26 protein-coding genes are annotated in these 27,000 nt (G+C 45.2%); 15 read left to right on the top strand and 11 right to left on the bottom strand.

All coding sequences use genetic code 11. The features are described from left to right. The first annotated feature begins 2 nt into the window (after positions 1-2). The 12 genes from L3D05_RS03650 (at position 3) to L3D05_RS03595 (ending at position 11,839) form a co-directional block, all read left to right on the top strand. Positions 3-1,346 carry a PQQ-binding-like beta-propeller repeat protein gene (locus L3D05_RS03650; RefSeq protein ID WP_239614623.1) on the top strand — a complete coding sequence of 448 codons (1,344 nt, stop codon included), beginning with the start codon at positions 3-5 and terminating at the stop codon, positions 1,344-1,346. Between the two features lie 62 nt (positions 1,347-1,408). Further along, a complete protein-coding gene (locus tag L3D05_RS03645; protein ID WP_239614622.1) occupies positions 1,409-2,080 on the top strand; it encodes a hypothetical protein in 672 nt (223 codons plus the stop codon). Between the two features lie 202 nt (positions 2,081-2,282). Further along, positions 2,283-2,852: a dihydrofolate reductase family protein gene (locus tag L3D05_RS03640; RefSeq protein ID WP_239614621.1), complete on the top strand. Its 570-nt coding sequence runs from the start codon at positions 2,283-2,285 to the stop codon at positions 2,850-2,852. A gap of 325 nt (positions 2,853-3,177) precedes the next feature. Continuing rightward, positions 3,178-4,788 carry a xylulokinase gene (locus L3D05_RS03635; RefSeq protein ID WP_239614620.1) on the top strand — a complete coding sequence of 537 codons (1,611 nt, stop codon included), beginning with the start codon at positions 3,178-3,180 and terminating at the stop codon, positions 4,786-4,788. Between the two features lie 239 nt (positions 4,789-5,027). Then, positions 5,028-5,528, top strand: a complete 501-nt coding sequence (locus L3D05_RS03630; protein ID WP_239614619.1) for an NfeD family membrane protein — start codon at positions 5,028-5,030, stop codon at positions 5,526-5,528. Between the two features lie 34 nt (positions 5,529-5,562). Beyond that, positions 5,563-7,002 carry a flotillin family protein gene (locus L3D05_RS03625; RefSeq protein ID WP_239614618.1) on the top strand — a complete coding sequence of 480 codons (1,440 nt, stop codon included), beginning with the start codon at positions 5,563-5,565 and terminating at the stop codon, positions 7,000-7,002. A gap of 144 nt (positions 7,003-7,146) precedes the next feature. Continuing rightward, positions 7,147-7,590, top strand: a complete 444-nt coding sequence (locus L3D05_RS03620) for a GNAT family N-acetyltransferase (protein ID WP_239614617.1) — start codon at positions 7,147-7,149, stop codon at positions 7,588-7,590. Positions 7,591-7,808: 218 nt separating this feature from the next. Continuing rightward, positions 7,809-8,075 carry a DUF4190 domain-containing protein gene (locus tag L3D05_RS03615; RefSeq protein ID WP_239614616.1) on the top strand — a complete coding sequence of 89 codons (267 nt, stop codon included), beginning with the start codon at positions 7,809-7,811 and terminating at the stop codon, positions 8,073-8,075. 1,024 nt (positions 8,076-9,099) lie between these two features. After that, positions 9,100-9,297 (top strand): hypothetical protein, encoded by a 198-nt coding sequence (locus L3D05_RS03610; protein ID WP_239614615.1) that lies wholly within the window; start codon positions 9,100-9,102, stop codon positions 9,295-9,297. Next, positions 9,294-10,487 (top strand): winged helix-turn-helix domain-containing protein, encoded by a 1,194-nt coding sequence (locus tag L3D05_RS03605; protein ID WP_239614614.1) that lies wholly within the window; start codon positions 9,294-9,296, stop codon positions 10,485-10,487. Before L3D05_RS03610 ends, L3D05_RS03605 begins: the two co-directional genes overlap by 4 nt. Positions 10,488-10,647: 160 nt before the next feature. Next, complete coding sequence (locus tag L3D05_RS03600) at positions 10,648-11,151, top strand: DinB family protein (protein ID WP_239614750.1); 504 nt, start codon at positions 10,648-10,650, stop codon at positions 11,149-11,151. A 511-nt stretch (positions 11,152-11,662) separates the two neighbouring features. Next, positions 11,663-11,839, top strand: a complete 177-nt coding sequence (locus L3D05_RS03595; RefSeq protein WP_439647925.1) for an MBL fold metallo-hydrolase — start codon at positions 11,663-11,665, stop codon at positions 11,837-11,839. On the opposite strand, the gene L3D05_RS03590 is transcribed toward L3D05_RS03595, so the two are convergent. After that, positions 11,829-12,380, bottom strand: a complete 552-nt coding sequence (locus L3D05_RS03590; protein ID WP_239614612.1) for a TetR/AcrR family transcriptional regulator — start codon at positions 12,378-12,380, stop codon at positions 11,829-11,831. The genes L3D05_RS03595 and L3D05_RS03590 overlap by 11 nt on opposite strands. A gap of 148 nt (positions 12,381-12,528) precedes the next feature. Between L3D05_RS03590 and L3D05_RS03585 the strand changes: the two genes are divergently transcribed. Beyond that, positions 12,529-13,434 (top strand): ketopantoate reductase family protein, encoded by a 906-nt coding sequence (locus L3D05_RS03585; protein WP_239614611.1) that lies wholly within the window; start codon positions 12,529-12,531, stop codon positions 13,432-13,434. Positions 13,435-14,637: 1,203 nt separating this feature from the next. Here the strand turns inward: L3D05_RS03585 and L3D05_RS03580 are convergent. From L3D05_RS03580 to L3D05_RS03545, 8 genes are all read right to left on the bottom strand, one after another. Further along, the gene (locus tag L3D05_RS03580) at positions 14,638-15,780 is read right to left on the bottom strand and encodes a S1C family serine protease (protein ID WP_239614610.1); all 1,143 of its coding nucleotides are present in this window, start codon (positions 15,778-15,780) and stop codon (positions 14,638-14,640) included. Between the two features lie 22 nt (positions 15,781-15,802). After that, positions 15,803-17,086 carry a zinc ribbon domain-containing protein gene (locus L3D05_RS03575; protein WP_239614609.1) on the bottom strand — a complete coding sequence of 428 codons (1,284 nt, stop codon included), beginning with the start codon at positions 17,084-17,086 and terminating at the stop codon, positions 15,803-15,805. 182 nt (positions 17,087-17,268) lie between these two features. Next, positions 17,269-19,149: an ABC transporter permease gene (locus tag L3D05_RS03570; RefSeq protein WP_239614608.1), complete on the bottom strand. Its 1,881-nt coding sequence runs from the start codon at positions 19,147-19,149 to the stop codon at positions 17,269-17,271. Next, positions 19,124-19,894 (bottom strand): ABC transporter ATP-binding protein, encoded by a 771-nt coding sequence (locus tag L3D05_RS03565; protein WP_239614607.1) that lies wholly within the window; start codon positions 19,892-19,894, stop codon positions 19,124-19,126. Before L3D05_RS03565 ends, L3D05_RS03570 begins: the two co-directional genes overlap by 26 nt. 99 nt (positions 19,895-19,993) lie before the next feature. Next, complete coding sequence (locus L3D05_RS03560) at positions 19,994-20,986, bottom strand: sensor histidine kinase (RefSeq protein ID WP_239614606.1); 993 nt, start codon at positions 20,984-20,986, stop codon at positions 19,994-19,996. Positions 20,987-20,989: 3 nt separating this feature from the next. Continuing rightward, positions 20,990-21,691 (bottom strand): response regulator transcription factor, encoded by a 702-nt coding sequence (locus L3D05_RS03555; protein ID WP_239614605.1) that lies wholly within the window; start codon positions 21,689-21,691, stop codon positions 20,990-20,992. Positions 21,692-21,708: 17 nt separating this feature from the next. Next, the gene (locus L3D05_RS03550) at positions 21,709-22,011 is read right to left on the bottom strand and encodes an MTH1187 family thiamine-binding protein (RefSeq protein ID WP_239614604.1); all 303 of its coding nucleotides are present in this window, start codon (positions 22,009-22,011) and stop codon (positions 21,709-21,711) included. Between the two features lie 23 nt (positions 22,012-22,034). After that, positions 22,035-23,138 (bottom strand): nitric oxide synthase oxygenase, encoded by a 1,104-nt coding sequence (locus L3D05_RS03545; RefSeq protein ID WP_239614603.1) that lies wholly within the window; start codon positions 23,136-23,138, stop codon positions 22,035-22,037. 235 nt (positions 23,139-23,373) lie between these two features. Here L3D05_RS03545 and xerS point away from each other — a divergent pair, with 235 nt between their 5' ends. After that, on the top strand, positions 23,374-24,459 hold the full coding sequence (gene xerS / locus L3D05_RS03540; RefSeq protein ID WP_239614602.1) for a tyrosine recombinase XerS: 1,086 nt from the start codon (positions 23,374-23,376) through the stop codon (positions 24,457-24,459). 57 nt (positions 24,460-24,516) lie between these two features. Here xerS and L3D05_RS03535 read toward each other — a convergent pair whose 3' ends face one another. Together L3D05_RS03535 and L3D05_RS03530 are read right to left on the bottom strand one after the other, a co-directional pair. After that, positions 24,517-24,774, bottom strand: coding sequence for a hypothetical protein (locus L3D05_RS03535; protein WP_239614601.1), 258 nt, complete (start codon positions 24,772-24,774; stop codon positions 24,517-24,519). Beyond that, positions 24,743-25,438 (bottom strand): DUF3990 domain-containing protein, encoded by a 696-nt coding sequence (locus L3D05_RS03530; RefSeq protein WP_239614600.1) that lies wholly within the window; start codon positions 25,436-25,438, stop codon positions 24,743-24,745. Before L3D05_RS03530 ends, L3D05_RS03535 begins: the two co-directional genes overlap by 32 nt. A 90-nt stretch (positions 25,439-25,528) precedes the next feature. Between L3D05_RS03530 and fumC the strand changes: the two genes are divergently transcribed. Continuing rightward, positions 25,529-26,917, top strand: a complete 1,389-nt coding sequence (gene fumC / locus L3D05_RS03525) for a class II fumarate hydratase (RefSeq protein WP_239614599.1) — start codon at positions 25,529-25,531, stop codon at positions 26,915-26,917. Positions 26,918-27,000: the final 83 nt, after the last annotated feature.

Genomic DNA, 27,000 nt, shown 5'->3' with positions numbered 1-27,000 from the left:
GGATGAAAAATATAATCTTATTCGTCATAGCGGTGCTGGCGGTGGTATTGGGAGTTTTGGGAGCAGGCGTTGCCGATGCGGGAGGATTAAAAGGACAATCGTCTTATATTGGCGATAACTATGACTACTTGAATGATGCGAAGACCGTCGAGCCGACTTGGACGGTGGATATGTCGGGTTTCGATCCCGGCTTCGATTTGAACAGTGGGGTTGCGCTTGTGGAGGAGGGAAAAGTCTTCTATCTGAACCAAGGACAGCTGCTCGCCTTATCGGTCAAGACCGGCAAGCGGATCTGGAAATACGGCAGCGGATTGAAGCTGCCGCTCGCCTATTCGGATGGCAAAGTGTTCGTAGCCTCCGGCGACGGTACTCTCCATGCGGTGAACACGACGACGGGCAAACGGATTTGGGCGTCGTCGGCTAAGCAGCCGGACGTTCATCAGTTTACGGTGGCTAATGACGAGCTGATCTCGGTCAGCGATCATGTATACGCGTATCGTCTGTCCGACGGCAAGCGGTTATGGAAGGACGATTACGAGTTTCCGGCTTTCGGGACCGTGACGACGATGGGCGATGTTTTGGTGGAGCGGCATTGGGAATCCGGCGCCTATATGTACGACATGACGCTCGGACTTGACCGGAAGACGGGCAAGGTGCTGTGGAAGCTGATGGACATCGGCGAGCCCTTATACGTTGATGATGCAAAAGGTACGTTCATGGCACGGCACTTGGATTATATCTTCGCAATCGATAAGCCGGAAGGCGCGGCGGTCAAAACCGTCGATTGGCGAACAGGCAAAGTGCTCAAGACGACGGAATATGAATCGGCCAAGATCAATCCGAACGGCAAGGAGCGGATTATCGACACCGTCTTCGTGAGCGGAGGCAAAATCTATCTCTCCTTCGGCATAAAAGTCCTTGCCTATCCGCTCGATGCGGATCCGGCCGCGCCTTCAACGAAGAAGGAGATCTACTGGGTGTATGGGGGCAATTCAAACGTAAACTATGCCGCCGGACCAGCAGCCGGCAAGGTATTCTTCGTATCCAAGGATGGTAGAAGCTATCGGCTCTACGGGGTAAAGACCGAGGACAAAGCGGCGGTAGTCGGATACGCGATCGATAATCCGATCGCCCGGTTCGATATCTTAGGCAATGGGCTGTATATTTACCAAACCGACCAGAAGCTAATCGTCATGAACCTGAGCAAGAACAGAACGTTGTTCCGGATGGACGTACCGACGCGCGCTTTCGGCCCTACTTTGCGCGACAGCGGCATGATAGTGGTGCAGACGAGGGGCCAGCTACTCGCCTTTCCGGAGCCGGCGGAACTGAAAGAAACATCGTAAATGATAAGCCAAGTTCCAACAGGGTGGTAAAAAAAAATATGCATTCAAGGAAGCGAACAAGTATGAAGAGATGGCTCATATGGTCTGGAGCAGTCCTTACATGTTGTGTTCTATTTGTTGTTTTTCTCTATGCTTATAATGTTCCTGGGGGGATCGCTGATTGGAAGTATTCAAAAGCGATAGGACTAACAGAAACTTTAAGCATTCCAACTGGGCGAACGCCAGAAGAAGCAGTACAGAAGTTCCGTAATACCCCGATGCAGGTATTACATCGAGAATCCGTTGACGGGGGCGTCCTTTTCTTCCTTCAACGATATGAACAGAAGGAAAATAGTACAAATCTACAGATTGAATTTGTACATAAAACATGGCTTGGTTGGAAATGGGTCATGGGCGGAGGATATGGAAGAAGCAGATCGGATTCGAATGAGGCGCTTATTTATATGAGTATACCGCGGTCTAAAGGAATACATGGACCTTTCCCAATCATTTTCGGGCAAATAACCAATTCAGACATTACAAATGTCAATGTTTCGATTGGCGGTGATGATGCTGGAAAGTACTATGCCAAGTTGATTGAGTATGGTGGAGAGCAAAGACTTTGGTATGTCGTATTTCCATCGTCAGCAGAAGTTCCTTATGAGATTGAGGCACTAAATGGTGAAGGTTCTGTAATTGCAAGAAAATCACTTGACGATTCTCACGATTTTGCCAGTGTTCTCATGTCTAAGTAACAGGTTGCGAAGGCGCGGGAGCGTTCTTAATTATTGAACTAACGGGCAGATTTGCGCAACATTGTTGTCTTCGAATAAAATTCAGATTTCCACTTGATCCTTACGTAACGTAATGATTTATAGTAAACATATGAGCAGGACGAAACACGGGCCTACTGCCAAAAAATCGAACAACTAAATTCTAAATCGGAGGAGAAGCAACATGAGAAAACTCGTATTGTTTATGCATGTGTCGCTGGACGGGTATGCGTCAGATTCGAACGGAGGACTAGATTGGATTCCGTACAACGAGGAATTAGAGAAATACGCCGAGGAGATCGTAGCCGAAGTCGGCTCTCCCGTATACGGACGCACGACGTATCGGATGATGGAGAGCTACTGGCCCACGGTGCTGGACAATCCGGATGCGTCGAGGCACGGTATGGAGCATGCCAAATGGCTGCAGGATGTTAAGAAGATCGTCATTTCCGGCTCGATGGACATTGTCGAATGGAACAATACGATGCTGATCAAGGACAATATTGCAGAGGAAATCAATGCGCTCAAGGAGCAGCCTGGCAAAAATCTCGTTATCTTCGGCAGTCCGGGGGCGGCGAAGACGTTGCTTGAGCTCGGCCTGATCGATGAATTCCTTCTGACGATTTGTCCGGTCATCTTGGGCGGCGGAAAATCGGCATTCCACGGCGACGGTGAGAAAATCAGGCTCAAGCTGCTGTCTAGCCGAACGCTCAAGTCGGGCATTATCGCGGCCCGCTATGAGTTGGAGAAATAGCCGTGCCGTAGGGAAGAGAGAAGTTTATTAAGCTAACGGTCAGATAGTTAGATAGCACAAAGAGGAGCGATAAATGCAATTGCTCTTCTTTGTGCTGGTTTAAAAGAGCTTTATTTCCATTAAAACAGTTTTTTCAAACATAAAATAAATTAAAGAAAAGAAGAGGATCATGGCGAATGCCATCGAAACGGAAATATCGCACTTCATTTTCCGACATATAATAAACTTAGTTTGTTGAATAGACAAACTATGTTGTAAGTGCTATTATCACACCATGATAACCAAAACTTATACTCGTACATTTTAAAGGAGGAGCAATGCCATCATGGATCAAAATATTAAACAAGCGATAGTCAAGGGAGAAACCTCGCTTGGCATCGAATTTGGATCCACACGAATCAAGGCTGTACTGATTGATTACAATTTTGAAACAATCGGTTCCAGCAGTTATGAGTGGGAAAATCAATTGATCGACGGTTATTGGACCTACCATCTCAATGAAATGATTAACGGGTTGCAAGAAACCTATCGCCAATTAAAGCAGGAGGTTGAAAATAATTATGGCGTAACACTGCAAAAAATCGGTTCAATTGGATGTTCTGGCATGATGCAGGGCTATATTGTACTTGATAAAGAAGGGGAGCTATTGGTTCCGTTTCGTACATGGCGCAATAGCACAACGGGTACAGCTGCATCGGAGCTAACCGAGAAATTCCAATTTAAAATTCCCCAACGCTGGAGCATTGCACATTTGTATCAAGCGATTTTAAACGATGAAGAGCATGTCACTTACATAGATTATATTACAACTTTGTCGGGTTACATTCATTGGCTGTTGACTGGCAGCAAGGCTCTTGGTTTGGGGGATGCCTCTGGTATGTTCCCAATCGATGAATCTGAACTGCAATATAATGAAGAGATGGTGAAGCAGTTTGCCGAATTAATTGCCGATAAAGACTACCCGTGGAATCTTAAAGATATTTTACCTAAAGTTTATACTGCTGGTGAACATGCTGGATATCTCAATGAAGCTGGTGCCCGACTATTAGATCCATCAGGAAGCCTGCAAGCAGGTATTCCGCTATGTCCTCCAGAAGGAGATGCCGGAACAGGCATGGTCGCAACGAATAGTGTCAAAAAGCGTACCGGCAACATTTCCGTAGGTACGTCGATTTTTGCCATGATTGTACTGGATAAAGATATATCCGTGTACCCTGAGATTGATATCGTGACTACACCTGATGGCAGTCCTGTCGGCATGGTTCTTGCTAACAACTGCTCCAGCGATATTAATGCGTGGCTCGGCTTGTTCCGTGAATTTTATGAAGCAATGGGACTGAAACCCGATATGAATCAGTTATTCAGCGTCCTGTTCAACAAAGCGCTGGAAGCAGACGCTGATGGCGGCGGCTTGCTGAGCTACGGCTACTATTCAGGTGAGAACATTACCGGGCTTGCAAAAGGTCGTCCGCTGTTCGTTCGTTCTCCAGAAAGCCGTTTCAATCTGGCTAACTTTATGAGAGTACATCTGTTTACCGCGTTTGCTGCACTAAGGCTCGGGATGGATATTTTGACACAGAAGGAGCATGTGACGATTGACCGTATTTTGGCGCATGGCGGATTGTTCAAAACGCCGCTAGTCGGTCAAAAGATGTGTGCCGCAGCACTGAATGTTCCTATTTCGGTCATGTCTACGGCTGGAGAGGGCGGCGCATGGGGGATGGCAATTTTGGCATCCTATATGGTTAATAAGGAGCAGGACGAGGGCTTGGCTGATTACCTTGCCACTAAAGTGTTCAATGATGCAGAAGGACAAGAGGTTTATCCTGACAGCGCAGATGTGAATGGCTTTGCCTTGTTTATGGAGCGTTACACGGAAGGTCTGGCAATTGAACAGGCAGCGGTAGATCATTTTGTAGAAAATTGGAAGAAATGACACCAACAAAAGATAATAAATTGATCAGCGCGTACGTTGATCGATATGTTTCAAGATTTACTTGCTGATAAAACAAAACCATCGTTCGAGACAGAACGATGGTTTTGTTTTATAGAGATTGGATGTCTTTTCGAGTCTACGGATTGAACGAGCCTAAATATGAATGGAGTAACTTTCTTCCAAATTTAATAACGTATACCTTATAATGAGTAGACATCGATTATTAGAGGAGGTGTACTTTGGAAACGTTAATGATCGTGTTTTTTGGTATAGGTGTCGCTTATGCGATTATATCAGCGATTGTTGGAGATTTACTGGGTTTTGCAATTCATGCGGGAGAGCTGCCGTTCTTATCGCCGACGATTATAGCGACATTCTTGACCGTATTCGGCGGGATCAGTTACATGCTACTGCACAATACAGATTGGTCGCCTGTAGTGGTGACTAGCTTGACCTTGTTAATTGCATTAGGGGTCTCCTCAGTGGTGCTTTTCCTGGTTGTTATTCCGCTTCAAGCGGCGCAGAAAGGGATTGCACAGTCGTCGAAAACCATGATAGGTTGCGAAGCACAGGTCGTTACATCGATCGAGGCGCTAAGAATGGGTGAAATCGTCTATGTGCAAGGGGGAACCCGTCACAGCGCTCCCGCTAAAGCGATAGAGAATGCTATAATCGCCCAGGGCAGCTTGGTTCGGATAGTGGATGAATTGGCTGGTACTTTTGTTGTAGAAAAAATCTAATATATATAATACGCATTAAGAGAGGAAGATCGCATTGAACGTAGACGCAACGGTATATATTCCCGTAGGCATTGTAATCGTCATTGTATTATTAATTATCGTGTTCGCTTCCAGATACCGTACCGTTAAAGCCGACGAAGCCATGATAGTGACAGGAGCTCTTACTCGTGACGGCATGAAGATCGTCAAAGCAGGTGGAACCTTCGTATGGCCGATTGTGCAAAACGCTTCCTTTCTATCGTTGCAGGTTCAGACGGTGGACGTTCATACTCCTGAAGTGTATACCGTGCACGGTGTTCCTGTCATGGTAGACGGAGTAGCGCAAATTAAAATTAAGGGCGATCAGGAATCGATGGCTACGGCGGCTGAACAATTTCTAGACAAGCCGGATGCGGAGCTTAAGGGCATCGCCACGCAAACAATGGAAGGACATCTGCGGGCCATATTAGGAACGATGACCGTCGAGGACGTATACAAAAACCGTGAAGAGTTCGCGAGAAACGTCCAAGAGGTGGCGGCAAGCGATTTGAACAAGATGGGCTTGCAGATCGTATCGTTCACGATTCGGGACGTAAGGGACAAGAATGGATATCTGGATGCGCTCGGGCAACCGCAGATCGCTTCCGTCAAGCGGGATGCGGAGATAGCCAAAGCCAATGCTTACCGGGATGAACAGGTAGCCAAGTCCAAGGCGCTGGAAGACGGCAAGAAAGCCGAATTCACAGCGGAGACGAACATAGCTGAAGCTCACAAGGCGATGGAAGTGAAGAAAGCCGCGTTTAAGCAGGAGCAGGATATGAAGAAGGCGGAAGCTGACCAAGCGTACAAGCTGCAGGAAGCCCGCACGTTGCAATCCGTTAAGGCCGAAGAGATGCAGATTCAGGTCATTGAACGGGAGAAGCAAATTGAGCTTGAGTCCAAGGAAATTGAACGTCGGGAGAAGGAGCTTGTCGCCACGGTGAAGAAGCAAGCGGAGGCGGAACGCTTCGCGCAGGAACAACGTGCCGAAGGAGACCGCTACCAGATTGAGGCGAAAGCGAAAGCCGAAGCAGAATCCGTCAGGTTGGCTGGTAACGCGAACGCGGATAGGGAAAGAGCCGAAGGAACGGCAGAAGCAGATGTCATAAGGCTTAAAGGGTTAGCGGAAGCAGAGGCGAAAGACAAGATCGCGGATGCTCTGCGCAAGTACGGAGAAGCAGCTGTCATTGAGCTCATCATGGAGAAATTTCCGGAAATCGCCAAGGCGATTGCGGAGCCGCTGTCCAAGACAGAGAAAATCGTTATTGTGGACAGCGGAAGCGGAAACGGTACTAACGGAGGTGCTGGCAAAGTTACGAGCTATGTAACAGATTTGATCGCCAAGATGCCGGAAACTGTTGGTGCGTTAACCGGAGTCGATATTAATCAATGGCTACGCAAGATGGCGCAAGGTGATAAGTCAGTGAAGAAGGATATTACTGACGATGAAATATAGGATCATGATCGCAAATCGATTAATATAATTCCGAAAAAAGTGGTAAGCATGAAGTTATATATCAATTGGAGATATACGATCACCATCTTCAAAAATGTGATGAAAGGAGCGTGATTATGTAAAAAGAAAAAGGAGCAGAACGAAATGATACAAAACAGAAAAGCAACTGTTAATGACTATGATATGATTATAAATCTTTGGGAAAGATCGGTAATGGCCACTCATCATTTTTTGAGTTTCAAGGTTAAAGAGGAAATCAAAAAAGAATTACCCATGTATTTTCCTCATCTTGATGTACGTCTCTGGTATACCGAAGACTCTATCATTGGTTTTACCGCCATCAATGAAAATCACTTGGAAGCACTGTTTCTCGATCCCGATAAAATTGGAAAAGGGTATGGGAAACAAATTATGCAAACATGCATCAACGGTTTTGAGATCACGTCCGTTGATGTGAATAAACAAAATGAGATTGCGACAAGGTTTTACTTAAAAAGCGGTTTCGGAATAACCGGTGAAGATTTGACGGATGGAGCAGGCCGCCCTTACCCCATTTTACATTTGAAATACAATGAACAGCAGAAGTAATTCTTCTGTCCAGGCTGTCGAGAAATCGACAGCCTTTTAAGTAACAGAAGTTTAATGATTTTGCGGTCGTAAATCGAGACTCAAACAAAAAATAGGGGAATATTCAGCTTTATAGATATGTAAAGTGTATTGTCAATATACAAGGATAATTGTTGAAATGACAAAGGTTTAGTATGGAAGAATATAATATAAGAGGATGTTTAGGGAGGTACTTGCCGTTGAGAAAAGAGGAAATATTAGATAAAAAGCTTTTAAACAGAAAAGCTGTCATTTCTTTGGTTTTAGGGGTTCTATCAATTGCTTTATATTTTAGTGTTGGATTAATTTTGGGTGTCATTGGTTTAATAATTGGTATTGTAGCTCTAAAAGAAATAAGGGTTAACGAACAAAGTGGAAGAAAAACAACAATTACAGGTATCGTTTGTAGTTCTTTAGGAATTATTATTCCAATTCTTTTGATGACAATTCTATATGTAAATAGATAAGTGATTGAATTGGGATTGAATATTTAATTGGTACAACTAAGTGTTCTTAAACGAACGGGTGCTTTAGTTGAAGAAGCTTAAAGTTTTTGCGGACTTCCACATAATTGGAAGTCCGCTTTAGTTCCAGAAATCAACATCAGTCGCTAACATAGCCTTTTATTAAACAAACGGGCAGAATAACTCGATATATGAAGCTTACTTGATCGAATTGATCCGTATTCGAGATCATTTATCGTCGATGGCGAGCGTTTTATAATTGCGGATATTATCTGGGCTGAGTGTATTTAATATTCTTTAAATCGTTTTCTCACTCCATAAGTAGAAGTACTTGTGATGAAAAGGGGGGCAGTGATGACAATTCGTTTGGTTCTCATAAAGTAGTGATCTAATGACCGTGTTGCAAGTAAGTATGCAAATGTCTAAGGACACAAAAGTGGGGACATAACTGAACGCGCTGAATCTTGAGAAATCAAGCTTCTTTGTTTGTCGTGAAAAAACGCACAATAGTGGGGACATTGTGTTCAAACGACATAAATTTTCTCGCCCGCGCGCGTCAGCAATGATAGAACACGAGATGTAACTATGGCAAAGATGCTTGAAAGATGTCTTGACTCACCTGGATCGAAGGAGGAATTGCAAGACATTTGCACTTATGTTCTTGATCCTCTAGGTGGATGGATGAAGGAATCTTGAAAGGTATAGCTTGAGCTGACGGCTGATGTCGAGTGACAAGAACTTGCGTCCTCAACCGACTTGTGACAACTACATACCTCCTTAACCGCGGCAGCTTATTTCTTAACTAACTAGATGCGTTAACGGTAGCACAAACGAAATTGAATATAGCCGTTAGAACCAGCAGTTGATTGGTAATAAGGTGGTCTAACTTTCACTCATGGTCGCTCAACTAACGGGCAGTTATTTTTCAATAGCTCTTGTTTTTATGCTCGAGACAATGGTAACATTTAACGGGAACGTATGTTTGTTTTTTTTTTTTTGTATTTTCCAACGAATAGGGGGAATAGGTGTGGTTGAAATCATTGAAAAAAAGCAATTTTCGGTTATTGGAAAATTAGGAAAGGGGTTTGCTAATGAAGCTCCCCAATGGATACCATCATTATGGAAAGAAGCAAATAGTAACTTTATTGAGATAAGCAACCTCGCCATCCATCATCATGTGCAAGCTACTCCCGTTTGTTTCGTTAAGGAGCCGATGTGTACATGATCCAATTGACGAACCGCCAGGCACGGCAATTTCTGCTATTGAAGCACGGGCTGTTGGGCGAACATCAATTTACCGGAAAGCAGGGAGTATTGAATTTTGTGCGGCAGGTCGGCTGTATTCAATACGATCCCATCGATGTTTGCGGAAAAAACGCCGAACTGGTGTTGCAGTCGCGAATCAAAGGATTTACCAAGAACATGCTCGCCGAGTTGCTGTATCAAGATAGAAGCCTTGTCGATTATCCCGACAAGAATTTGGCCATTATTCCTGTCGAGGACTGGCCGTATTTTGAGCGGTACAGGCAGGCCGCCCGACAACATGCCAAGCGCTATCCCGAAATGGAAGCGTTGATAGAGCAAGTACGGGCTCACATCCAAAATCACGGTGCGCTAAGTTCGGATGATCTAAAATTGGATGGAAATTTCACTTGGCAATCGGCCATCCACTGGAGCAGCGGAAACAATTCATCCCGGTCGGTGCTGGAGCAGATGTACTCGACAGGCGAGTTGATTATACATCACAAAAAAGGAACGCGTAAATATTACGATATCGCCGGGAAGTACATACAGCCAAATCTGCTGAATGCACCGGAGCCGCTGGAGGGCGAGCATGAGCATCACAAGTGGCGGGTACTGCGTCGAATCGGCGCTGTTGGCCTTTTATGGAATCGCGCATCCGATGCCTGGCTGAACATATGGGGATTGAAAGCGGAGCAGCGCAACGAGGTTTTCCGTCAACTGTTGTACGAAGCTCGCATTGTTGCTGTTGCCGTGGAACAATTGAAGGATATACTGTACTGTCGCGCGGAGGACTTGCCGCTTATTGAAGCCGTTCTGCAAAATCCGGCGCCGAAATGGCGCTGCGAGCTGATTGCCCCACTAGATAATTTCATATGGGACAGAAAACTGATCAACGTATTGTTTGGATTCGATTACACCTGGGAGATTTACACGCCTGCAATCAAACGGAAATTCGGCTATTATGTGTTGCCTCTAATATACGGAGAAAGCCTCATCGGACGAGCCGAGGTAATCGCGGAGCGAAAATCCGGGACGCTCGTTGTTAAAAACATCTGGTACGAGAACGACATAAAGCCAACAAAGCAATTGAGAACAGCCTTGAACAATTGCTTTCAAAATTTTGCATTATTCAACGGATGCAAGACGATTTCGACAGAGTCTATGAACTGATATTTCCAGTCCCCAGTAACATTTGCCAACAAGTTTCCGCGTACGAAACAGGTAAGCCGACGCATCCGGTAGTGGTAGTTTAAGTAAATATAAATATTTACTTGCGAACTAGTGTTCGGTATAATAAACTTGATTCCATTACAAAAAGGAGATGTTGGATATATATAAATACATTAAAGATTTTGCCGCAACTTGGCAGAATGAAACGGAAGCAACAATGCGGACACTGGAGATGCTGACCGACGAGTCTCTTGGCCAACAGATAACAAGCGATCATAGAACGCTTGGACGTGTTGCATGGCACCTTGTACAGACGTTGCACGAAATGCCATCTCGGACGGGACTGTCTTTCGAAGGACCGGGCGAAGATATGCCGGTGCCAGCTTCGGCAGCAGACATCGCGTTAGTCTATAAGAGGACCTCACAAGCGCTCCTTGATGCTATACAGTCCAGTTGGAAAGATGAGAATCTGCTTATCATGAGCGATATGTATGGTGATCAATGGCCAAACGGCTTAATGCTGGATATTCTCGTAAAGCATGAGATTCATCATCGTGGTCAGATGACAGTCCTGATGCGTCAGGCAGGCCTTCATGTGCCGGATCTTTACGGCCCGACAAAAGAGCAGTGGGCAGAGTACGGAGCGCTACCTCCAGTAATTTAGAGTAAGATTATATCCACTTTGGCCGTTTGGCTATAGTGGGATTTATAAGTATTTTATTATAGGATTGAAAGTGGTGGCTTGAATCATAGACAAGAGGATACCATCGGACTGAAACTATAATTTTATGGTTAATTCTGTTTTAAAAAAGAGGGAATCGGTTATTTATTTTTAGGTGTAAGACGCCAAAAATGATGGCTCCTAGTTATGGAATGGGAAATATATATGTCGGATGTCAAGAATGTGTACCGATTCAAGCCCGCGTAAATCGCGGGTTTTTCTTTTTATCGGTATATATTCTTGACAAAAACCGGTGTCAAGAATATATACCGATTGCCGCTTGTGTTCATGAGCTCCATCGGATTAGGCGCTGTACTGCCTAGTATTATGCCTTGTTAACCGAAGACATTGATAAAGAGCAACGGAGGACGTTAACCTCCTTTTATAGTAGCATTCGATTTCTCGGCGTTGCATCCCTTGGTTTCCCAGTGAACCAATCGGTATTCGTCCATACTTGGATACATTGTCCGTCAACGGGAGTGTTCCCGAAATGTCGGGCTGGAGATGGATTCATTCAAAAGGCCATACTCCAGGCCACATTTCGCTTTACGAAGATCGATCGCGAGCTCTCATAGCGGGGGATGCGTTCGTCACCGTTGGATTAGGTTTGAATGACAGACTCATTCTTTAAAATAGGGCGTAATCCCTCTTGAATATAGGTTGTCCACTAACTTGAAAAACTCTTCTGACGATAAATCCTTTTGTCGCTGGAGCCAAAGACGAAATAAAGAAAGGGAAGTTGTCAGGTAAAACTCAATTAAGTATGGCGTTAAGGAATGGTTTTGCGGAACGTTTAATTCTAATTGATCCAAAGTGATTTCTTCTTTTAAGCGTTTTAAAAAACGGGTACCTCCATAATCACCCAAAAGGGCATTAAGAACCAGGAGATGTTCTCTTTTGTCCAGACAATAGAGTGTATCTTGAACCATATGCATCGATAGCTCTTTATTCGCCAATTCTTTTTTCATTTCATTCAATAAGTCATTTTCAACAGAGTCTAACAATTCGTAAATGTCAGTAAAGTATTGATAAAAGGTGCTGCGGTTATATCCTGACTTATTCGCAATTTCCTGAACCGAAATTTTCTCAATCGGCTTTTGGCTATATAACTCACAAAAAACTTCTATAAACTTTTGTCTTGTTTTATCCGTTATTTGGGGTTGCTTCTTCATGTTTTCCTCCTACTAGCGAATAAGTATATCATCCGACAAATCATAAAAAACTGATGGTTGATCAAGGAATAATAATGATTTATGATCACATCATACAACATGTTGTCTGATAATCAAAAGAAACTGTTAATAAGTAGGGGTGGTTATAATGTCAGAAAAACAAGATAGAATTTTAATTTTTGGTGCAGGTGTCATCGGGAGCATGTACGCAATTAAGCTAATTGAAGCAGGGTTTAACGTTACCCTGTTTGCACGTTCTAATAGATTTAAATCATTAAGAGAAAATGGTCTGCAATATAAGGAAAAAGGTACGGTTAAATCGATACAAGTGAATGTCATTGATACGCTCGAAAATGACGATGTATACGATTTTATTTTCGTTACCGTTCGTTATGATCGGTCCGAATCAGCGTTGTTAGCGCTAAAAGATAATCAAAGCAAGAATATAGTTACGATGACTAATAATTCAATTGGATTTTCTTCGTGGCTGGATATCGTAGGGGATAGACTTTTACCAGCTTTTCCCGGCTTCGGCGGACAGATTAAAGATGGAGTATTGCATGCTCGATTTCTACCAAAGATTATAGTGGCAACTGCATTTGGAGAAATTAATGGTGTAGTGACAGAACGCATAGAAAACCTCGCAAAAATATTTAAAACAGCAAAGCTTCCCTACGTTATAAAAAAGGATATGCAAGCGTATCTAATCACACATTCCGTATCAGACATTGCCATGATGAGCGTTTTGTATTCTGAGAATAAGATAATTGACATAAAAACAGCCAGAACCAGAAAGACGGCACGCAAAATAACAGTCAATTTAAAAACGTATCTAAAGGCAATACAAAAAGCTGGCGTTTCAATTAATCCACCAATGCTTAAAATGTTGCTTAAATTTCCAAACTTATTTTTGGATCTTTTCTTTATGACATGGCTACGAACTAAAATGGTTAGGGATATGATGTTGCCGGATTATGCGAATAATGCTAAAAATGAAATTGTGCAGCTGAGTAATGATTTAATGAAATTTTTAAGTCAAAATGATATCAAATAGGAAATATGAAAATCGAAATATATAGTTTTTTCGTAGCATCCTTGACTAAACTAACGGAGAACGGATAGCTCCACGACAACAGGCTGCCGATAATATCGGCAGCCTGTTGAGCTAAAGGGCTGTCTAAGGACACAAAAGTGGGGACATAACTGAACGCACAGAAGCTTGAGAAATCAAGCTTTTTTGTTTTTTTGTCCCGTTTTTTTGTCGTGACAAAATGCACAAATGTAGGGACATTGTATGTTAGACTGCAAAATATAGTTGTAGGTTACCTTTTAGTTAATCAAAGATTAAAACTAATTTCCAATTGACAGTCTTGAACTTGAAGCTAAAGTCAGGACTGTTTATTTATTTTAGATTCATTATTGCGAACGTAGAGGAAGAAGGAGAATGTCCCAGCATTTGTGTCGTTTATATCTGCACATTTATGTCGTTAGACATAAAGGGCAGATTTGTCGGATGTCAAGAATATGTACTGATTCCAACCCGCGTAAATCGCGGTTTTTTTATTTAATCGGTATAGATTCTTGACAAAAACTAATGTCAAGAATCTATACCGATTGCCGCTTAAAGCCAAGATTGTGTACCGATTACCGATCTCGATTAACCATAACGAGTCTGTCGGCATGATCGTGGCAGTTTAACGCAATAAAGTAATTACAACATTATTATCCAAATACCTTCTAATGTGGTGAGAATAAGAAATTTGTATTGATAATTGACCCCCAGGCAGTTGGTAAACGACAGTTAAGAGTGCGATGAGATAGGGGGATCACCATCGAGTAGTGAATCATTTGCAGCGCTGAGTATTTGATTTTTTAGATGCAAGTTCTTGACCATTACTCTAAACAAAACCACCGCCCAATAGCGGGCGGTGGTTTTGTTCAATCTCTGGTTTGATATGGGTTCTGAAGTGCGGCTAAAAAGTCAGCTATAGTTAGGTTATTAATATCTATTTTGGTTGGTGTAATGACAAAAGATAATTGATCCACCCGACAATATATAAGATTGCTCTGATTATAAGGGACAATGACGCTTTAATGACATATGTATAAAATACGGGTTTTGTGAAAAAGTATAGCAATAAGTAAAGCACGATGAAGTTTCCTAAGCAAAACTTCATCTATTATGCTCACATCGCCCAATTGAATTCAGATAAACAAAAAAACGGCATCTCTGCCGCTTTTTTTGTTTAAACAGCCATTATAGTTTCTTGCCTTTGCCCGAGATGATTTTCAGTGTTCCGTTTTCTGGTCTAATGATGTACGTAGATTTGTAGTTGCTGAGTACGCGAACGCCGTCTTTGTTTTCCCATGCTTCAATGAGCGCGGTTACCTCCGCGGATTCGCTGGATGATGAATTAACGCTCACGCTTGTAACTGCTACGCTAATTGTATTTAGGTATCCTTCACGGAATTTATCATAAGTCGTTTTAGACTGCCAATCGCTTCCAAGTAAGCTGTAAGCTGTTACGTAGTCCAGTCCGTTTAAACTTTCATAGAAGTAAGTGATCAAATATTTAGCATTATCTTCCATCAATTCTTTCGTATAGCCTTCAGCAGAACCGGCTTCATCGCTCGAAGAAGAATCGGCAAGTTTCTTGTCCGGATGCGCGCTCCAGTTTTCTATCATGTCGGCTACTTGGTGGTATGGAATGGCATATCCGATCGTACCGATCTCTTCGCCTGCCGAATTGATCCCGATGACTTTTCCCGTGCTTTTCATGATGAGCGGACCGCCGCTGTTGCCATGAGTGATCGGTGCCGAGATCTGATAAACGCCGCGGTATTTGGTCTCTTCAAGATCGAAGTCTCGATCCACGCCGCTGATGATACCGGTTGTGACGGTATTTTCTAAGCCCAACGGACTTCCGAAAGCCATCACCTCGTCGCCTACTTCGGCTTTCGTATCTTTGTCGTACGCTAACGGCTCTTTCCCGGCTAATGCCTCGACGCGCACGACGGCGACGTCTTTCTCCTCGTTCATGCCGATCACTTTGCCAGGATGAATGCTCGTGTCGCTGCTCTTTACTTTAATATTGACCCCGCCATTTACGACGTGTGCGTTCGTAACGACATCGCCTAGGTCATTATAGAGGAATCCGGAGCCTATTGCCGTTCCCTCAGGATACGTTACTTGAATAGAAACGACTCTTTTCTGGCTTTCTCTGATCGTTTCCTTCAAATCTTTCGTTTCGTTCGCTTTAATGGAGGCGTCTCCTGGTACGCTGAGCTTGGATTCCGCCAATACGACCGGATCATTCCAGCGATCGTTTAATTGATAGGCGGTAAATGCTCCGCCTGCGAGTAGACATAGGGAAACGACACCCGCGATTATAGTTTTCATCCGATGATTCAGCCCTTCATCCTTAATTAATGTACCACTCGAAATAAGTGACTTGGACGGAGGAGATGCTTCCGTCAGAATAGTGATAATTGTATGCGGTACCCGATTTCCCGACATCCAGATTATCAGGTAGAACATAAGCTGAGCTGCTATCCACGACATCGCCGTATTCGTCCAATAGATCATAATAGATAAGTACGCTGCTTATCGGGCGTGTCGCGACATTCTTAACGTTGATTTCCACGTTGTAATTGCCAGTTTCCTCTTCATAATATCCGCTGGCAAAAATAAGATCTACGGCATCCGTTTTGTTCTTCTGATCTTCGAGCGACGCGGCTTCTCGAGCTTTCTGAATGCGCTCCGCTTCGTCTTGCTCGAATTTTTTCTTCTTGGTTTCTATCGTTTGTTTGAGCTCTACCATTTTCTTATTACTATCATCTAGCTTCAAACCTTCTTCAACCGTGGTCAAGGCGAGATTGAAGTTGTTCGCTTTTAATTCGGACATGGCCTTCTCATGTACTCGTTCGAAGATTTTGGCTTTAATAGCCTTGTTCGTCTTCGTTGCTTCGTCGCTTCGGTACTCCTTAATGGCATTAAATAAAGGGAATAATTCATCAAGTTTATCGGTAGCAGATAGTTTTTGATTAATCTGCGAGACAACGATAAGTTCTTCCTGCTTGCCTGCTCGTTCATTAAGCTGATCGATTAAGGGACCCGTTCGCGAATTCAATTGTTCTTTAAGCGTATGAATCGTCTTAGTGGCCTGATCATATTTCATCTGTTTCGACTGCTGCTCGGATTCGATCAGCTGCTTTTCAAAGGAAATCGCCTCGGTGAGCACAGCCTGATCCTTCAAAAGAACAGGATGGTCCGGTCTTTTCTTTAGTGCGGTTTCGATCGACTCCAGGCCTTCGCTCCATTTGCCTTCCAAAGCCATTTTTTCGCCTTCCTGCAGCAGGTTTTCTACGTTTCGATTAATGTTCTTATGGTAGAAGTACAACCCGGTTATCAAAGCTACCGAGACGACTAAGCAAGCTAAAGGCATAATCCAATGAATCGGACGAAGCTTATTTGTCTTGGCCATAGGCGTGATGATCTCTTCGTCAGGCTGAGCTGGCGACTTGTTCCTCATGACGATCGGTTGCAATCCGTCGGATTGCGGTTGCTGAAGCACTTCGGCCGCAGCGGCTGATTCTACGATAGCTGGCTCGTTCCCTTGCGTTGAAGCATCGGGTACAGCCACTCCGCAATGGTTGCAGAACTTGCTATGTTCACTGATTTGATTTCCACAATTACTGCAAAACATGATGGCTACTCCTTCTACTGTTCGTTGTTATGGGCGACACGAATCAGTATTATTCGACAACCCCGCGGTTTTCTCCTGCTTTTTTCCATTTGAGAATTACGAACGGAGTTAAGCGAAAAAACCACCAAACGAATTGGTGGTTAATAAGTTTACATAATATTGTTTATGTTTATATCTCCATTTTATATCGTTCTTGCTCCAACCTGTTTAACATACCGTGCTCGAATGAATATGAAATAAATGAACTGCACGAGTACGAACGTTCCTAGCACCATAAAGGATTGTTTCATCAGCGAATAGCCGAACATATGTTGCAAAGATGTCAGTGCAACCGCCCCGTGCACCGTCGCAACGGCAATCGGCACGAAGAATAAAATAATGAGCTGCTTGGTCAAAATAACGGACAATTCCTTGCCGGTTAACCCGAGTTTCGTAATAGCGGCAAATTTACGTTTGTCATCGGGCAAATCCGCATAAAGCCTGAAGTATAGGAAGCTTCCCGAAGCGACGAAGAATACTGCTCCGATGAATAATCCGATAAACAACACAACGCCGTACTGCTGATTCATCAGATACAATTCGTAAGCAAGAGAAAAGAAGCGGTTGTTTTCCTTCGAAAATTGTTTCGTTAGCTTCTCTCCTATCTCTTTCGTTCCTTTCGTCTTAGCGACGTCGAAGGCATAAAACTCGCGCAATTTCCCATGGTCAAGCTTGTTATACAAGTCATCGGTGACGACATAGTAATGACCGTAATTAGGTAAAGTTACGGAAGGAAGACTGCCGATTGGATTGAGCTCAATATCATTATTCGCAAGTTGAGTCTTTACCGCTTCAGCGGTCTTGGCGCTAGCGATCGAATTCGTGTAATAGATCATCATCGATTGATTGTCGCTCAGATCAACGGTTTGTTCACCGGCCGCTTCCGCTATCGCATTAAACTCCGATGCTTTAACGACAAATACTCCCTCGCGTGAACCTTTCACCTGCTGTTCCGCCATCGTTGCATGCAGCCGGTCATACAGGATGTTTCCCTCTTTCAAAGCGCTCTCGATCGAATTCACGTCATGTCGGACCTTCTCGCTATCGCTCTCATAAGCCGTGTACTCGAAGGCGAACGGATTTTCTTCCAACAATAGCTCCTTCGACATCGTCTTGAACCCGACCAATGAACCGATTGCCGAGAAGGCTACCGTAGATAAGATCGCGACCATGAAGAACGTACGGGCATTGTCTTTCATCCGGTATGCCAAGTCCGACAGAAACAACATATTCGTCCCCCGCCAGAAAAAAGACCGGTTATTCCTGCTCTTATGGATGAGATACACGCTAGATTGAGTAAACAAGAAATACGTGCCCACGGTAACCATCAGAGTGACTGGAACCATGGCATAAAATACGAATATTCCCTTTACGAGCAACGCAATCGCGTACCCGATTCCTAAGAGCAAGATCGCTATCCACGCTAATACCGCTGAAGATTTGGGATCACTTTTAGGTACTGCGTTGCCTTTGATCAGGTCAATGAGTTTGTTGGTCCTCAGGATTACAACTGTGAACAAGGAGATCAAGACGAACAACGCTATGAAAGCGACGAATGTCAAGATTAGCGCCTCTGTAGGCAAGTAAAACGGTAAAGCTTGGTCTAATTGCAGGAAGTTCTCGGCCGTAAGCAGCATGATCTTGGCCATAACCAGTCCCATGACGATACCGGACACCGTCGAGAACAATCCGATTAAGATGTTTTCGAGGAAGACCATCGTCCTAAGCTGTGTATTGGTCATCCCGAGCATAACCATTAATCCGAATTCTTTTTTCCTCGTCTTCAAGAACGCGCTCATGGAATACAGCACGAAGAAGAAAGAAAACACGTAGATGAGCACTTCCGCAAAATGCATGCCCGAGGCAATATTCTTATGAACTTTCCCACTCACAAGGTCGGGATGAAAAGCGAATACGGCATAGACGAAAAACACCATAACGGAGAATGCGCTGCTTAGAAAATACGCGGCATACGTGCGCTTATTGCGCAGCACGTTATTAAACGCGAATTGTCGAAAGGTCATGTGCATTCCCTCCCAGCAACGACAGGACGTCGATGATTTTCTGGAAAAACGCTTGGCGGTTGTCACCACAATTAATCTCATTAAATAACTGTCCATCTTTGATGAAAATGACGCGATGGCAATAGCTGGCTGCTATCGCATCATGCGTGACGAGCATCATCGCCGTCCCATCCGCGCGGTTGATCGCGCTTAACGTCTCCATCACGTCTCTGGCTGCCTTGGAATCGAGATTACCTGTAGGCTCATCAGCGAACAGAAACTTCGGAGAATGGATCATGGCTCTGGCAATTGCGGTTCGTTGCGCCTGGCCTCCGGATATCTCATACGTACGTTTCTTCAGAATCGCCTCGATACCCAGCTTCTTGGCTATTGCCGCTACTTTCTCCTCCATTACCTTTACCCGTTCGCCCTCAAGCGTCAGCGGAAGCACGATGTTCTCTTCAACTGTTAACGTGTTTAGAAGGTTGAAATCTTGGAATACGAAGCCTAACTCCTTACGGCGAAAACGAGCGAGTTCCCCCTTCTTAAGCTTGTGAGGATTTTTGCCGTTGATGAGCACTTCCCCTGTCGTAGGCGTGTCTATCGCCGCTACGAGATTGAGCAACGTCGTTTTACCGCTGCCGGATGGTCCCATGATGCCTACGAATTCCCCTTGTTCTATCGATAAGTTAATATCCGTTAAAGCGTGGGAAGGAACCTTGCCCCCGTAGATTTTATTCAACTGATTAACGCTTAAAATGTCCATTTTCCGACTCTCCTCCGCATCTTGCAGTCCAATGTCTGCTACTATCCTGAGTGTAACGGAAGAGAAGTCGTAGCCCCATCGATTTGCCTTTCATCTTCCTTACATTTTTGTAAGGTAGGAAACGAAGCTCACCCGTACGCATGTTCCTTCTCCTACTTCGGAGTCCAGTTCAATTCGATGGCCAAGCCGCGTAGCGATTTCTTGCACGAAATAAAGGCCCATTCCCGTCGATTCGCGGTACTTGCGACCATTGTCACCGGTATAGAACGGCTGAAATACGCGTTTTCTATCGGGTAACGGAATTCCGATGCCGCGGTCGCGAATTTCCAATATCGCTTCGGATGGCGTTATATGAGCAGATAAGGTGATTTTCTGATGCGTATCAACGGAGTATTTGATCGCATTCGTGACCAATTGATCGATCAGGAACGCTAGCCACTTTGCATCGCTCTCGACGGTTAATCCAGCGTCGATGTTGAGTTCAGGATACACCTTATTCGCGATAAACATACGTTTGTTTTCGTGAATGACACTCTCGGCAATCGATCTCAGCGAGACCGGCGAAACTTGGAAATCGCGTTCGAAGGTTTCAAGTCGAGTTGCGTATAAGACGGTTTCTAGCCCCTTCTCCATACGGTCTGCTTCTTCAAGTATGCTGGCGGATCGACTGTCGCTGCTTTCCTCCATCATCAATCGAATAACGGAGAGCGGCGTCTTCATTTGGTGTACCCATTGATTCATAAAATGAAGATGATCTTTACGCGCCTTCTCCGCCATCTTTAACTGTTGCTGATAATGCCCGTATTGGGTTTGGATCATTTGCTCGAACGCTTCCGACAACGGCGTATAACCGACCCCATGAATGGAATCGTCTAGCGTTTCCAGAGGGTCGGTGAGTCTTTTGTATAGGGAGTGATGAGAGAAATAGCGGTATAGCAAGTATCCGATAAGGACCACGGTTCCGATGAAAATCGCATATAAACCCGTCAGGAAATTACGGTAACCGTCTAGCCAGTAAATGAGCAACACTAAGCACAATTGGACAATATGAAGAACGACGAGAGGTAGATGTTCGCGCAAAAATAGTTTCATCGATTATTCCCCGCCATCCCAGGTGGCAAGCAGTCTATAACCGGCTCCGCGCACCGTTTCGAGTCCAATGTCCGCGCCGACTTCCTGCAGCTTCTTGCGCAAGCGGGTCATATTGACGTTCAACGTGTTCTCGTCCACGAAGGCCTGATCATCCCACAATTTGTCCAACAGCGCTTCCCGGCTTACGACCCGAGGGGATTGTTGCATCAGAACTTCCAACAGATCGGCCTCTTTTTTCGTTAACGGGCTTCGTACGCCGTTTAATTCCATCTCTAATCTCTCCGGATACACATTCATACCCGCCAATTTCACGATTCTTTCCTCGAATTGAGGGGCGTACTCTCCGACGGCTCGCCTTAATTGGCTGCGAATTTTCGCCATCACCACTTCCATGTGAAAGGGTTTCGTTATGTAATCATCCGCACCGTATTCCAAAGCCATAACTTGATCCATCTCGCCCGCTCTCGCGGAGATGAATAGAATTTGGCATTTGGAAATCGAGCGAATCTGCCTGCACCAATAGAATCCGTCGTACTTAGGCAAATTGACGTCCATCAAAACCAAATGCGGATCATACGTTTGGAAGTAATGCAGCACTTGATCGAACTGTTCGACGACTCCCGTATCATATCCGTATTTCTCGATGTTCGCCTTTAACAGAGCAGCTAACTTCGGATCGTCCTCGCAAATCATGATGCGATGCAAAGCGATCATCCCTTCGCTTACAATTTTTGTTCAACCGATCTTAGCTTCTGTTCCATCGTACCAATCTTGTCTCTGCGGTCATCGATCGTAATCGATGTTGATACTCGCATCGCGCCGTTCTCGAACGGAACCTCATGCATTCTTCTCACGACCGCAAGCAAATCTTCCAGCTCGCCTTCAATGATTGTACTCATCGGAGTAAGTTGATATTTGATTTTCTCGCCGGCTTGCTCCAGCACTTGATAGACTGCGGCAACGTACTCTCCTACGCTGGTCGTTCCAGTACCTAATGGTACGATAGTAACCTGAATGATCGCCATTGAACGGTTCTCCTTTTGTTCTTTTAATAAGGGACTTGTTGCGGCTTATAATCGGGCCTGATCTCTTGCTCAACCAATTGGCTTTGGTTCCATATTGGAGTAGCGGCGGGAGACATAGGCGGGATTAGCCAGGACCATCGCGCGTTCACGGCGCGGTCTTGCGCCTCTTCACGTTTCATGAATGTCATAAACTGCTCTGCAGCCGTATGGTGATCGACAATGCTTACCCCGTTCGATTTGAAGGAATGAATGACGGCCGCGTTCAACTCCAACAATGCCCGGTCCTTCCATAGGTTCGTATTCGAGGAGCGATCCAATCCTAGCTTATCCGCGATCGCAGGAAGCTCATTATAACGTTCGACGTCCGCTAAATTCCGCGCACCGATTTCCGTTCCCATGTACCAACCGTTGAACGGAGCAGCCGTATAACGAATTCCACCGATTTCAAGTTGCATGTCGGATAAGATCGGCACCGCGTACCAACGTAAATTCAAATCGGCGAAGTTTCCGATGTCCGGATGTACGAGTTCAACTTCCTTAATGTAACTATCGGGAACAGGAAACAGCCTCGGTTCATCGTCGTTTATTTGAATGACTAAAGGTAAAATATCGTATTTCGTACCTTGTCCGCTCCACCCGAGTCGCATTATCGCTTCGGTGAATGCAACGGAAGCCGGGTCGCCGATAATGCCTTCGCTAGTTCTGTAACCGGCATAACGTATGAGTTGATGGTTCCAAATTCGAATGCGCTGGCCCGCCGCCGTCTCTGGCGCGAATACGGTTAAAGTCGGACGTATTCGCCCCTCGTTGGTGGCGTATGCAATATGCCTTAACAAAGCGTCGGCTATCGCTTCTTCCGTACTTGCCGCTCTCTCGTCGATGACTTCTAGCGATTCCCAGAATAATCTCCCGATACATCGGCTATTATTACGCCAAGCGACTCTTGCGCCGAAAGCTAGCTCCTCAATCGTATGGCTGTAAGTACCCGTTTCTCTAACGGAAGCCAGGATTTCTGCGATTCGATGATCCATTTCTTCCTGAGAGCGTCCGGTTTCTTCATAATAAAGCTGAATAAATGAAATGGCTTCTTGTTCGATGACAGTTCCATTATTAATGACATTAATCATTTGGCAATCTCCAGTTGGTTTACATAATTATTGTTATGATTACTTGCATGAAATATGTTAATCATGGAGCAATTTCGATGCATGTCCATTAAGAACATATGCTCACTCTCTCATTGTATCAAATCGGCGACCTTTTCGCTTCTTCTGCTCGTCTCGATCCTTATTTTTCCGCGGCTGGGCTTGTATAATTCAATGTCAGCTATTACAGTAACAGTATACCGAACGAGGTGATCCAATGAATCTCCAGAAGCGCAAAGACCGCGAAGAGCTCGACCAACGAATTCCGAGGATGCCTTGGTACGTCGAGAAATTCATGAATTATAAGTTGCCTGATCTCTCGCCTTCCTCCCTATTGGAGTACATACGGGATTACGAGGTTTTCTTATCGTGGCTTATGGCTGAAGGCTTAACTTCCGCAGGTAAAATGACGGAAATCCCGCTCATCGATCTGGAACGCTTGCACATGGACAGCGTCGATAACTTTCGCATGTTCCTCGCGACGAAAAGGGAAAACGCCAATACGAAGACGACGATCTCCCGCAAGCTGTCATCCCTTCGTTCCTTGTTTCATTATTTAAGCCAAATCGCCGAGGACGAGGAGTTCTATCCGCTTCTTAAGCGTAACGTGATGGCCAAAGTGTCGGTTAAGAGAACGCAGAAACCTAAGGATACGGCAGCCAAACTAGAAGGAAAGCTGTTGCAAGAGCAAGAAATTATCGAATTCATTAACTACATTAAACAAGATTACGCACACGATGTCGCGACGAATAAACAGGCGATATATGCCCACGAGCTCAACCGGATTCGCGATTGCTGTATCGTAAGCCTTATCCTGAATTCCGGCCTTCGGGTATCCGAGCTCGTTAACTTGAACTTGGACGACGTCGATTTCAAGAAACGGCTTGTCTACGTGTACCGTAAAGGGAAAAACGACGATACGTTCAAAACCCCCGTCTACTTCCGCCAAGACGCTGTCGATGATCTGGAGCAGTATCTTAGCCAACGGGAATCCCGATACAAAGCGCCGAAGAAGGAAAAGGCGTTATTCCTTGCTATCGCGAACGGAAAAAAAGAAGGCTCGCGCATGACCAAACGCGCCATTCAAGAGATGGTCATGAAATACGCCAAGCGCTTCGGCAAGCCGTATTTGTCCGTACATAAGCTTCGACACTCTTTCGCGACCGACTACTACCTAAGCAACGATCTGTATAAAACTCAGGAACAGCTTGGTCATGCTTCTCCGGAAACGACACAGATCTATGCCCATCTCACCGACAAGACGATGGCCGAAGCCATTGACCGCCGCAAAGCGGAAGAATGAGTACGTCAAGCTTTGCAAGCTAAAGAAAACCACTCCTCAGCTTCAGGAGTGGTTTATTTATTGGGCTACGGCCGCAGCCTCTTCTCTTCGTTTCAATATGGCGCTTATCCACTCTTTGCCTGTACGTCCCTCTAGCTTTGCTTTGTGGAAGTATTCCGCATAGTCCGCAGCCATCGGATAACCGCCGATCAAGCCCAAAACCGCGCGATATTCTTCGAGAATGTCCTTGGCTTCAACTGAAGTGTATCCAAATAACTGCTGCAATTGTTCGACGATAGCTTTCTCATAGCTGTTGAGCCGTTTCCTCGTTGCCATTGTATCGCCACCTTCTTCCTTGATAAAGATAAGCACCGGTCAAGTTCAGCATCGGGGTGAGCGCTTCATCGCAGAATACGATTTGATTGCCCAGTTGCAGGCTATCCAGACGACGATTCGAATGATTTCGCGTGATCTTGTCCAGAAACCATTGACTGTCTTTATTTAATCTTACTGCATCCTGCACGATATTACCAGTATTGGCATCCGCCATCGGGCCGATCGCAATATGCGCGTGCGACGAGCACGGATCGCCTTCACCGGGGATAACCTTGCGATGCTGATAAATATATTTGGCCCATTCCGAGGATATACCCGTGAAAATACGAAAGTGAGGCTGAAAAGTCAATCGTTCGGCTTGGACGGCGATCTCCAGAACGCAAGGCTGACCTTCATTCCACTTGTCTTGCATGGATCTGGCCCAAGCTTTCGCTTGATCTATGGAGATCGTCGTATATAGGCCTTGACCGAAATCCCGGCCCGTCTTCCAATAGTTCTTGTTTAATAACCGTTCCTTAAAGGAATCTAAGTAAATGTCTAAGGTGCCATGATAGACGCTTGATGGAAATACGACATCAATACTCAGGAAAAGCACCTCCGGCGGACAAGTGTTTCGAGAACATGAATCTATTATACCGTTCATATTCTTGGATTGGGAATTCAAATCTTATGATCACGTTTATTTTCATCGGTTATGTTAGATGCTACAACTATTGGTTAAAGTTAATTATCATGCGAATTCGAGGTGTACAGAATGGGATATCGGATCGAAAGAGACTCTATAGGAGAAATTCTAGTGCCCGAGGATAAGCTTTGGGGCGCTCAAACAGAGCGGAGCTTGGAAAATTTCCGGATCGGCACGGAGAAAATACCGCTAGAGCTCATTCATGTATTCGCCCTGCTCAAGAAAAGCGCGGCAATCGTTAATCGGGAGCTTGGTAAATTGTCCGCGGCCAAAGCAGAAGCGATCGTCATCGCCGCTGATGAAGTGATCCGTGGCTTATGGGACGCCCACTTCCCTCTTGCCGTCTGGCAAACGGGTAGCGGAACGCAGTCGAACATGAACGTTAATGAGGTCATCTCCTATCGGGCTAACCAGTTATTGACCGAACAAGGCAGCGAAGAACGAGTTCATCCGAACGACGACGTGAATAAGTCCCAAAGCTCTAACGATACTTTTCCGACGGCTATGCATATCGCCGCGCTGATCGCGATCGAAGACCAAGTACTCCCCGCGATCGACAAGTTGAAGAGCACGTTGGATGCCAAAAGCGAGCAGTTCTCGGACGTAATCAAGATCGGCCGAACACACCTTCAAGATGCAACGCCGTTAACGCTTGGCCAAGAGATGAGCGGCTGGGTAAGGATGCTCGACAAGTCGCATCGAATGATTCGGGATAGCGCGGAATACTTACGAGAGCTTGCGATCGGGGGCACGGCAGTAGGAACGGGGATTAATGCCCATCCCTCCTTCGGTTCGAAGGTTGCGGAGAAGCTTAGCGAACTAAGCGGGAAGACGTTCTTAACCGCAAGCAACAAGTTTCATGCGCTTACGAGCCACGATGAGCTCGTACATGTCCATGGCGCATTGAAAGCGCTGGCTGCGGATTTAATGAAAATCGCCAACGACGTTAGATGGCTGGCAAGCGGACCAAGGAGCGGAATCGGCGAGATAACGATTCCAGCTAACGAACCCGGAAGCTCGATCATGCCAGGCAAAGTTAACCCTACCCAATCTGAAGCGATGACGATGGTCGTCGCGCAAGTGATGGGCAATGACGTAACGATCGGTTTCGCCGCTAGCCAGGGCAATTTCGAGCTGAACGTGTTCAAGCCGGTCATCATCTTCAACTTCCTGCAATCGACGAGGCTTCTTGCGGATGCTATCCAATCTTGGAACGATAATTGCGCCGTCGGTATCGAAGCGAATCTTGACGTTATTCGAAGCCATCTGCAACGTTCCTTGATGCTCGTAACCGCGCTTAATCCGCACATTGGATACGAGAACGCCGCGACGATTGCCAAGACCGCCCACAAGGAAGGTCTTACGTTAAAAGAAGCGGCGTTGCGAAGCGGATTGCTTACCGAAGAACAATTCGATTCGATCGTTCGCCCGGAGCAGATGATCCATCCCCATGAATAGCACAAAAGTGAGGGTAATCCCTCACTTTTTGTTTTTTTTGCTGGCCAACCAGAATACGAACACGATTATTGGAATGAGTAAGA

Source organism: Cohnella mopanensis (assembly GCF_022352055.1).
Taxonomy (GTDB): domain Bacteria; phylum Bacillota; class Bacilli; order Paenibacillales; family Paenibacillaceae; genus Cohnella; species Cohnella mopanensis.
Note: the sequence above shows the minus strand (reverse complement) of the source record. Positions and strands in the feature narration are given on the sequence as shown.